At 43.0% G+C, this 10,658-nt stretch carries 5 protein-coding genes; 2 read left to right on the top strand and 3 right to left on the bottom strand.

Features of this window, described 5'->3' with window-relative positions; translation table 11 throughout:
* Window positions 1-286: 286 nt before the first annotated feature.
* Together AM228_RS27770 and AM228_RS27765 are read right to left on the bottom strand one after the other, a co-directional pair.
* Entirely contained in the window at window positions 287-634 is a 348-nt protein-coding gene (locus tag AM228_RS27770; RefSeq protein ID WP_054470188.1) for a GAF domain-containing protein, read from the bottom strand.
* A gap of 502 nt (window positions 635-1,136) precedes the next feature.
* Complete coding sequence (locus AM228_RS27765) at window positions 1,137-2,381, bottom strand: RodZ family helix-turn-helix domain-containing protein (protein ID WP_054470186.1); 1,245 nt, start codon at window positions 2,379-2,381, stop codon at window positions 1,137-1,139.
* Window positions 2,382-2,791: 410 nt separating this feature from the next.
* Between AM228_RS27765 and AM228_RS27760 the strand changes: the two genes are divergently transcribed.
* On the top strand, window positions 2,792-5,146 hold the full coding sequence (locus AM228_RS27760; RefSeq protein ID WP_072160955.1) for a serine/threonine-protein kinase: 2,355 nt from the start codon (window positions 2,792-2,794) through the stop codon (window positions 5,144-5,146).
* Between the two features lie 126 nt (window positions 5,147-5,272).
* Window positions 5,273-7,114 carry a DUF3352 domain-containing protein gene (locus AM228_RS27755; protein ID WP_190880833.1) on the top strand — a complete coding sequence of 614 codons (1,842 nt, stop codon included), beginning with the start codon at window positions 5,273-5,275 and terminating at the stop codon, window positions 7,112-7,114.
* 120 nt (window positions 7,115-7,234) lie between these two features.
* On the opposite strand, the gene AM228_RS27750 is transcribed toward AM228_RS27755, so the two are convergent.
* Window positions 7,235-10,546 carry a helicase-related protein gene (locus AM228_RS27750; RefSeq protein WP_054470180.1) on the bottom strand — a complete coding sequence of 1,104 codons (3,312 nt, stop codon included), beginning with the start codon at window positions 10,544-10,546 and terminating at the stop codon, window positions 7,235-7,237.
* Window positions 10,547-10,658: the final 112 nt, after the last annotated feature.

The following is a 10,658-nucleotide window of genomic DNA, read 5'->3' as shown; positions in this document are numbered from 1 at the left end:
ATTAAAGATGGACAGGGATTTAAATGGTGCGCGAGGGATCTTTCTTCGTGCATTGGTTGATACGCCTTGGTTGAGAGAGTATCTCAACTTATGTGTTTGTTAGCAAATGTTAGCAAAAAAGTATCGGTACACAGCCTTCCGCCATTGATTCAGCGACAAAGGTGACCGTCCAGTCCGGTAAAAATTGATAAATGGCCACCCGGTCGGCGTTGAGGAGTTGGAGGAGTTGTCGGACTTCGGCGGTGGCGATCGCAAAAATTTCTCGATATCTAATAGCTGGCGAATTTTATCGATAATTCGGGCAACAATTTTCTGGGGATAAGCCGGCTTTTCTCTTTCCCCCCAAAGCGGATGGCCAATTTTCCCCCACATCTTCCGAAACAAATTCTCCCTCCCAGTTTCTTTGCGGATCCAAGCAAAAGACGGCGACGCGATCGCACTTGAGTAGTTGCCGCACTTCCTTAGCGGTGGTGGTGAAGATGACGCCTAAATCCAGGGATTGACGAATGCGGGCGATCGCTCTGGCTAACGCTTTTTGCTGGTTTAATTCTTGTTGAATCCCTGGGACTTTCCGGTCATCGGTGTTAACTGAATTTGCTTTCTCTTGCGCTTCAGGGCTTAAATTGGCTGACATGGCGGTGTTTGATTAAGTTTGATTAACTAAAATCTTATGATAGAAATTCTTAAGCATGAATCAATTTCCTTTAAAATCTCTACATGGGTCTATTGTTTCTGGTATTTTGCTATAATACCCTTTCCCTAAAGATGTTTCCGCCAATGTTTCCGCCAATGTTTTCGCCAAGGAACTTTCCCAAATATCTGGCATGAGATAAAAACTAAAATCCCTTCGACTTCTGATTGACCTGTTGGCGGGTCTAAGCAAAGTCGAAGAGACAAATACAATTTACTAAGTAATTTTTAATAAAAAATTAGCAATAACTTACCAATTAACTTAGCAATAATTTATTCATCAATCCCGTTGAATTGCCCTGAGAGGATATCGCCCGGCGATCGCCCGGCGATCATTATCATTATTTAAAATGCAGCTTTGATACTCCCATGTTGAATCAGGTGTCAGATAACTTTAATGTTTTTCGGTTTTTTCCGTTTTTTCCGGTTTTGACTAAAATTAAGCTTCATAAAGTTTCCGGGGGAGAAATACTTAAATTAGCGGTGATGTTTTTTTCTGGGGCGATTAATTCAGGACTAGATTTTTGCTGACATTTTTCTGGGTTAGGGTTGATAGGTAAATATTCCATGTTTTTTTGTTTGTCTTCTGGTAAATTTGTGGAAGCATCGCTTTGATTGTCAATAAAATGAAGCATTCCAAATGCACTAGCAATTAATGATATATAGACCCATATAAAGTGCATATAATTTAAGTAAATTTTTGGCTGAGTCTGCTCTCTATATGAGTGGGAATTGCCCGGTATTTTTATATTGATATTTCCACCGGGATGGGGAGGGGTATTGAGAAAATAATTGGCGAGGCGATCGCCATCTAAACCCACTGCCTGACCCAGACGACGGATATACCCTTGCAGGTAAATGGGTTCCGGTAGTTTCTCTAAACAGCCATTTTCTATCGCTTCAATTTTACTACTGAGAATCGCAGTTTTTACATTTAGCTGGGCAATACTGATGGATTTTGCTAAACGCGCTGCCCTAATTTGACGGCCAATGTCTTGTAAACGTTGTTGCTGTGCTTGTTGCAAATCAATTTTAAGACTTTTTGCATCTATTTTTTGATGATTTACTGAATTGCCTTCACTAATATTCTCTAAATAATGAGTTATTTTTGTCCCCAATTCCTTGGCTTCTTCTAGAAAATCATGCAACTTAGTTTTCCGCTTTAATTCCGGTGATTCAGCGATCGCATCAGCAACTTGAGGCGATGCTGGATCCAGTAGTGCTTGAGTTTCTTCAACCGGGGATTCAACCGGGGATTCAATAGTGGATTCAACCGGGGATTCAATAGTGGATTCAACCGGGGATTCAATAGTGGATTCAACCGGGGATTCAATAGTGGATTCAACCGGGGATTCAACCTTGACAGAATTGAGATTATCTGAAGTCATTTGTGCGGTTTCAGGGTTGTTTAGCGATGGGTTTGAGAGTTCACCGGGTTGTGTAGTTAAGGATTGTCTATGAAATTCTGGGATAGTTAGAAATCGTTGAAAGGCAACTCTAATCACGGAACGAGTAACTTTTTTCAGCAGAGAATCTGTATTTCTTTTTTGGGATTTTTTCTCTAATGTGGCTAAAGCATGACAGTAAATTGGACTGGCATAAACTTCCGCTTCAATTTCCGTGACCAAGGATATCATAAGATTTAGACTAATCGTTGATGAAAAAATATAAGTTGATTGGGTTGAATGCATGGTTGCTGCCTCCAGAGGGGTTTTCCTCAAAATATGATGAGTGTTCTGATGATGAGTGTTCTGATGATGGTAGATAACTGATGAAGAATATAATTAACGCATTAATCGGATGCAGACCCATTCATCAGTTTAACGCTGGTGAAAATTCAAGTCATTTTTTCTGGATCTTGAGATTCTGTATTTTCAAATAAGTTTTAATGGTTTATTCGGTTTCTTTCAGGGGTCTACGTCCTCATTCCGGAACAAAAGGGCAATTTGCTTGGTCTGTTCGGTAAAATTATCGGGTCTTGGGATTTGCAGTTCTAGGTTTACAGTTCTAGGTTTACAGTTCCAGGTTTGCCGTGATTTGCCGTGATGGATTTGGCTATGTCAATATTTAATTTGTTCCCTTCACTCTGGATGTACTGGTCGTGAGTTACTGCCTAAATCCTAAATGTCCCAATCCTACGGATCCACTGCATGAGCATCACCGCATTTGCCGACATTGTGGATCGGTTTTGCAGTTGCAAGGGCGTTATCGTGTCCAAGGTCTTTTGGGAGAGGGGGGTTTTGGCACAACCTATAAGGTACTCGATGAGCAAGCGGGGACGCCCCAGGTTAAGGTGCTCAAGGTACTCAGTTCCAAGAATCGCAAGGCGATCGAACTGTTTCAGCGGGAAGCGGCGGTGCTCCAGCGGTTACATCATCCGGGAATTCCCCTGGTGGAACCGGACGGTTATTTTATTTTTACCGGGAGAAACCAAGACTTTGAGTTGCATTGTTTGGTGATGGAGTTTATTGCCGGAGAAAATCTGGAACAGTGGATGAGCGATCGCGACCATTGTCCGATTACCGAAACCCAAACCGTTGAGTGGTTAATCCAACTGGTAGAAATTCTCCAACAAGTCCATCAACAGAATTATTTTCACCGGGATATTAAGCCGTCGAATATTATGCGGCGTTTTGATTCCTCAGATAATGATGCGGAAAATAGCTGGCCGAGTCCGGTGGGTCAGTTGGCGTTAATTGATTTTGGCAGTGCCCGACAAGTTTCTGGGACTTATTTGGCTAAGGTGGCCGGGGGTGGTTCTCAGGTGACGGGAATTATTTCTCCCGGTTATACCCCCCCAGAACAAGCGAATGGTAAGGCGGTGCCCCAGTCTGATTTTTATGCTTTAGCCCGGACTTTTGTCTATTTGTTGACGGGCAAAGAACCGAATGTTTTTCCCGAAGATTCGCGGACTGGGGAGTTACAGTGGCGATCGCCGGTGGAGCATATTTTCCCCCCGTTGGTGGATTTGCTGGATTATATGATGGCCCCGTTTCCCGGCAACCGACCCCAAAATACTTATCTGATTTTGCAGCGGTTGCAAGAAATTCGTTCCACTTTGCACTCTGGGGGATATTCTCGACAATCTTGGCGCCACCGTCAAAGGCGATCGCCTACATCAGCATCAGGGACACAAGCGACACCAGGGGCGATCGGGTCATTACAATACCCCTCCCAGACCCCTTCCCCATTCCCACAGCTATCCCAGAATTTGATGCCATCTTGGGTCATTCCTTATGCCACGACCCATAAACACCACCACCGCAGAAGTCATCGGCGCAGTCGTCACCGCACTTTTCGCCAATATGCGCCCAAATTATTGATGGGCGTGATCGCTTTAACAGTGCCAGTCACCGCTTTACAACTACTGAATGAGTTGGATTTACAGTATCTACTTTCTGCCTCTCCCTCATCTTCGGCAAGTCCTGCGGTGGAAAATACGATCGCATCTAGTCCCGTAGAAGCTTTACCCTTGGAGACGGTGCTTTCTAAGTCATTGGAGAAAAATCCCACAGTCCCCGGAAAAGATTTTGTCCTGACTAATACTCTCACCGGCCATGTTTGGGCAGTCAATACCGTGGATCTCAGCCCAGACGCTAAAGTTTTGGTCAGTGGCAGCGTGGATAAAACCGTGAAACTTTGGGAAGTCGCTACAGGAACTCTGCTGCATACTTTACTAGCCCATTCCCAGCAGGTTTGGGTTGTCACCACCAGTCCTGATGGCAAAATGCTGGGGAGTGCCGGGGGTGACGGCAAGATTAATCTTTGGGAAGTCAGTACGGGTTATTGGTTACACACCATTGAGAGTCTTTCTTCTTGGGTGATTTCTTTGGCGTTTAGTCCCGATAGTAAAACTCTGGCTAGTGGGTCGCAAGATGGGACGATTACCTTGTGGGATGTGGAAAATGATGTGACTGGTTTTCCCAAAGGGGTGAAGCGGCAGCAGTTGTATGGTCATAGTCAGCCGGTGTTGGCGATCGCCTATTCTAAGTCGCAGCCGATTTTGGTCAGTGGCAGCAGTGACGGCACAATTCATATCTGGAATTTGGCCAACGGCACGATCTTACGCACTTTACAGCGTCCTAGGGAACAACTCCGCGCTTTGGCTATTAGTCCGGATGGGCAAAAAATTGCCAGTGGCACTGACGATGGTACGTTTAATCTCTGGGATCTGAATACGGGTGAACTGCTGTTAGCGGTAAAAGCACATTCTGATGCGGTGCGGGCGATCGCCTTTGGTCGAGATGGACGAACGGTGATTACTGGGGGCGGCGCCCTGGATAGCCTGATTAAAGTGTGGGATGCCACGACCGGAGAACGGTTGCAAGTATTAACGGGTCATACGGATACGGTGCATTCCCTGAAACTTAGTGCCGATGGCCAAATGCTCACCAGTGGCAGCGAAGACAATACAATAAAAGTTTGGCGAGTTCTCTCGATTGATTGGCTTCCATAGTAGGGTGGGCAATGCCCACCCTACGAATACAATCTTCCATAGTAGGGTGGGCAATGCCCACCCTAGGAATATGATCGTGGGCTTCGCCCAATCAAGAAAATGCTCAGTAAAGATCACATCAAATTGATGAAACCACAGAAAAAATTTAACTTTTTTACTATTTTTGCGGCGATTGTTTTGGTATTAGAACTGGCAAGCTGTGGGGTTTCCGGAGGTAGCCCTAGCGATCTTCATACCCTATTTGGCCATACCCTATTTGGTGATGAGGGAAAAGTTAGCCCAGAAGCCAGTATTTTTGTGCCGAAACAAGCCCCGTTTATGGCCTCTTTGTTGGTAAATCCTGACCAATTAGAAGAGTTTGTCCAGCAGACTGCCGCCAGCAAGAATACCCCGCAAATTAGTCGCCAATTACAACAAGTCAAAGAAAGTTTATTGGCGCCAACTCAGGTTAATTATAGCACCGATATTCAACCTTGGTTGGGTAATGAAATTACTTTGGCCATGACGACTTCAGATATCGATCGCGACCCGATTAATGGCTCACAACCGGGTTATTTGGTGGCGATCGCTACGAAAGATCCGCAAGCAAGTCGGGAGTTTCTTACTCATTTTTGGGAAAATAAGCCCCTGGTTGGCCATGAGTTAGTTTTAGAAGATTATGCCGGGGTACAATTAATTTATAGTAATGGTTTTAATGCCTCAGAATTGATTCCTTTAGCCGGGGGAATTAAGCCTTTATCTGGGGATTGGGCTTCAGCGGTGGTGGGCGATCGCTTTGTCTTATTTGGCAATCACCCGAAAGTGCTGCGAGAAGCGATTAATAATGTGCAAGCAGGAGGGCTAAATTTAGAGGGTTATCCCCCCTATCAAGCAGCGATCGCGCCCCTAATTAAAAATAGCCAACAAAATAACCAAAAAAATCCCCAAATTGGCTTAACCTTTATTAATATGCCGCAATTTTTAGCCTGGTTAAGCGATCGACCTTCAGGTTCAAACCCCGATTTAACCCCAGAAAACTTTGACCAGGAACTGGACTTAGAAAGCCCGGAAATTTACGAACATTTGGCTATTTCTTTGGAACTGAAAAAACAAGGATTAGTGGCACAAGTGGCGGGAAATTTAATCGAGCTTACGGCAACAAATGAAACATCGGAAACATCGCCTTTGCGTGCTCCCGTTGGGGCATTAAAATATATTCCCGCATCAGTGGATATTTTAGCTTCTGGCTCAAATTTGCCGGATTTTTGGGCAAAATTTGCACCTAATTTGGCCAAAGAGGGGGTGATTTCCGCTTTGGTTAATCCGCCCTTAACCAAGTTAGAAAGTAGTTGGAAAGTTAATCTACCGGAAGATATTTTTTCCTGGGTGACTGGAGAATATGCCCTAGGTTTAATTGGCACAAATACTCCGGTTCAAAATCCTAATTGGGCTGATTGGATTTTTGTGGCGGAAAAGGGAGAAAATACCGAAGCGGGAATTGCTCATTTAGATGCGATCGCCCGTCAAGAAGGTTACACTACTGGGTCGGTGACATTCGAGGATCTGCCCCTTTCTGCTTGGACAAAATTAACCGCTGCCAAGGTCGAAGCAGGGGGAAATTTAAGCCTCAAAGCCAAAGTCCAAGGATTGCATACTACCGTAGGCAATTATGAGATTTTTGCCTCGTCGATTAATACCTTGCAATCGGCTTTAAATGCGGCGAATAATGCGGCAAATTCTGAGTCTATATTGCAACAAGAAAGCTTTAGTGATGCGATCGCGGCTTTAAGGTCGCCCAACTACGGTTATATATATCTGAATTGGCAAAACGCCGAAAAGTTGTTAAAGCGAGAGTTTCCCATTTTGCAACTCTTAGAAATTGCCGGAAACCCCATTTTTGATAATTTGGGTTCTCTAACTTTTAGTGCTTATGAACCAGAATCAGGTTATCAACGGGGCAATATTTTATTAAAGACTAAGGGGGAATAGACCAGGGTCGAAACCGGGTTTCTGTCTTAACTTCTGTCTAAGTATCAAAACTTAAATTAAGAAACCCGGTTTCTGGGCTGGGTTTCTGAACCCGGTTTCTGGGTTTCTGAACCCGGTTTCTCAACCCCCAGGTTTAATCCATTCATAACAAATTAACTGAATATCTTTTTCCGTGACATTGTTAGCCATTGTTTCTGGAGTGGGTTCTTTTGGTTCTAATTTGGCTTCTAAGTTGACATAATATTCATTTTCGACAAATAAGTCATCTAAGCTAATGATTAACTGCTGAATATTTTTCGTCACCGTGTATTCTAGCCAGAAATTTTTCAGTTCTTTGTTGTAGCTTTTCAAGTTTAAGGTTTTAATCACTTGCAAAATGCGATCGCTTGCTGCTACATCTTCTATAGAGTCATTGGGCTGAGTAAGCAGATGGTAAATTAGTTGAGGATATTTGGTCAGCTTGGGGGTAATTTTGGCGGTGGCTTGATCTTTTTTTAATGCGTTGAGGATATTGTTGACCGCGCCCTGAAAAATCGCAAAAATTGCCGCATCAAATTTCACCGGGGGCAATGTTTCTGGTGGGGGAAAGTCGGTTTCTTCACATTGAATCCAACCATAGATTTTGCGAAGACTATGAACCATGTTTTGAGGGTCGGTACTAATGGCGCCGTTGATGCGGGGATAACATTGCCAAAAGTGGCGATCGCCTACCCGAAAAGCCAAGAAAATTCCCCCATCTTTAAAATTAGGTTCGGGAATATTAAAATGATAGGTGCTATGAATTCCTAGGGGAATATCTTCTAGTTCTTCTTTAGCAAATTTCTGGAGATATTGTAGCAGAGGAAAGCGCATTTCGTCAAGAGAAATTAGTTCTGCTGCTTGTTCTAATTCTTCCAGAATAGCGCGTTTTTCCGCCACCGTATCCGCTTGTTTAAGGCGCACTAATTCATCCAAAGAACGTTCGGAAATGCTTTCCCCCAAAACGGAGGCATCTAAACCGACTTCTCGGTCAATAGTGGCAATTCTTTGTTGTAAACGTTTGACCAAATTGAGTAGTTTTTCTAGTCCGGCTTCGGGAAAGCAATTATAAATATATAGAGTAGCAAAATTCGTGCCTAAACGGTCAATTCGTCCCGCCCTTTGAATCATTCTGACTGGATTCCAGTGTAAATCATAGTTAACTAAAATCCCGGCATCTTGTAAATTTTGCCCTTCACTGAGAACATCAGTACAGATTAAAATATCAATAGGGTTTGCTTGGCAATATGCTAATTCTTCTTCATCTTGGGCGTTAGCTTTGGGGGCAAAGTGTCGCACTTTCGCTGCCCGTTGTTGACCGGAAGAGTCACCAGTAATTAGGTCAATTTTTGGGGTTTTGCCATGATGAGACATTTGGGTTAACCATGTTTTGTCTTTGGTTAGTTGTTCATGGAGATAGTTGGCAGTGTCTTTAAAGTAACTAAAGACTAAGATTTTTTGACCTTTGAGGTTTATTAATAGTCGTTTGAAGGCTTGTAGTTTCCGATCGCCCTCTTGGGCAGTTTGGGATGTTTCCACCGATGTTTTGATTTTGTCAATGATTGTTAAAATACTATTTAGGGCTGCGAGGTCTGTTTCTATTTGCGATCGCAGTTCTTTAATGTCATAGTCTTTAATGGCGATCGCTTCTAAGTTTTCCAGAATAGTGGTGACAGACTCTTCATCATCTTCGCTTTCTAAGGCAAGAATCAGCTTTCTAAAGTTAACACTATCCAGCAATTTTCCTTCTTGAGTGAGAGTTTCATAGAACTTTGTTTGAAAATTATGTTGATTTTGCAGGGTGTTGGCAAAGGCAACTAGGGAACTTTCAAACCGCTTCAAATAGAGGGCTTTTTGTAGATAGACTAGGGCTTTATTTCGTTTCACCTCATCTTCATCATCTTTTACCCGTTTTTTCTTGAAAGATTTGATGTTGTAAGGGGCAAGGTTGAGGCGATCAATTTTATCAGCGATCGCCTCATAGAGTCCGGCAAAATTTTCCTCAAAGTTATAAGTAAATTTTTCTAATTGCCGTTTGGGGAATTTAATCACTTGTCCGGCAATGACAATTTCTTCCCCCGCTTGTTGACGTTTAATTACATCTTGTCGGGTACGACGTACCATTGTTTCCATGAGTAAATCGGTAATTTCCGCTTTGCCTTCTTTCAGGTCTTTAAAATAGCTGGTCAAATTTCCCATGCCCCGATTTTGATATTTTAAATCGTTATTTTTGGTCAGCAGAGAGATTTGGTGATATAGGTCATAAATACTATTATTAATCGGCGTAGCGGTGAGCAATAATATCTTGCTGTCTTGGTTGCCGCTGGTTAAAAGTTTTTGCAGATTTTGATAGCGTTGGGTGGCACTATTTCTAAAGCTGTGGGATTCATCGACTACGATTAAATCATGGTTACGGAAACGTCGCAGGTTAAAGTTTTGTCTACTCAGTTCTTCATGGGAAATAATATCCGCTTTGATGTTAAAATCATCCATTTTTTTACGCCAAACTAAATCCCGCAATTGGGCTGGACAAATCACTAGGGCGCGGGGTATTTTACCCGGTCTCCGCAATTTGATTAAGTAATGTTCTATGACTCGCAAACCAATAAAAGTTTTGCCTAAACCCACAGCATCCGCAACCATACATCCCCCATGTTTTTCTAGGAGTTTGATTGCCCTTTCAAAGCCTTCTTGTTGAAAATTGGCTAGATTTAAGCCGGTTTGCTGACTACCTTCGAGGAGGGTGTCATCTTTGAATTGTTCATATAAAGCTTTGATAAAAATTTGATAGGGAGTGTAAGGTTTACTGCCAAATTTGGAAGCGTTGAGGATATCAATTAGTTTGGTTTTATACTCCGTGTCTACGCTGGGGTGATCCCAGAATTTTTCAAACCAGTTTTCTCTCAGGTCACGGGCGATCGCTTCTATTTTATTCACAATATTCAGTTCCGTATTTCCCAGCAGACCGGAGGGGGTGAAGTTACTGGAACCGACGATACTATAGTGGTCAAAAATATAGGCTTTGGCATGGAGGAATAGAGATTTGTTGCCCAATGCGCCAAAAAGTCGCACTTCTACGGATTCTTTTTCTAAGTATTCGATTAACCGGGTAATTTGGTTTTTATACTCAACGTTAAATGCTTGGTGTTCTACTTGATTTTGGATTTCTCGCTGAAAATATTCAAGTAAATTAATATGGTCTTTTTCTGCGGGGCGGATGCTAGGGTCACGACCAATAAGTAACCGCAATGATTCAAGTTGCTGCATGGATTTTTCCAGGCGAAACCAGGCTTCAATGCGGAAAAATCCCGTAGCAATATCCAGCACTTTTTGGTTTTCCTGTTCAATAATTTGCATCAGGGTTGCTTGCAGGGTTCGGTTTTCTGAGTTATCGATATAGTCATGGATTTTCATGGGATATTTGGCTCATTATAACAGTTAACATTTTGCCCTGTGGAATAAGGGGAAAGCATTCGGATATTAAATTTGACGTTTTTTTCCGGGAATTGTTGCCCGAATGCTTTGC

Origin of the sequence: Planktothricoides sp. SR001, from assembly GCF_001276715.1 — a bacterium.
GTDB lineage: Bacteria > Cyanobacteriota > Cyanobacteriia > Cyanobacteriales > Laspinemataceae > Planktothricoides > Planktothricoides raciborskii.
Note: the sequence above shows the minus strand (reverse complement) of the source record. Positions and strands in the feature narration are given on the sequence as shown.

Excerpts from the sequence above, each read along its gene's own strand:
- AM228_RS27770 (WP_054470188.1), bottom strand. The coding sequence starts at position 634 with ATGTCAGCCAATTTAAGCCCTGAAGCGCAAGAGAAAGCAAATTCAGTT.
- AM228_RS27765 (WP_054470186.1), bottom strand. The coding sequence starts at position 2,381 with ATGCATTCAACCCAATCAACTTATATTTTTTCATCAACGATTAGTCTA.
- AM228_RS27755 (WP_190880833.1), top strand. The coding sequence starts at position 5,273 with ATGAAACCACAGAAAAAATTTAACTTTTTTACTATTTTTGCGGCGATT.
- AM228_RS27750 (WP_054470180.1), bottom strand. The coding sequence starts at position 10,546 with ATGAAAATCCATGACTATATCGATAACTCAGAAAACCGAACCCTGCAA.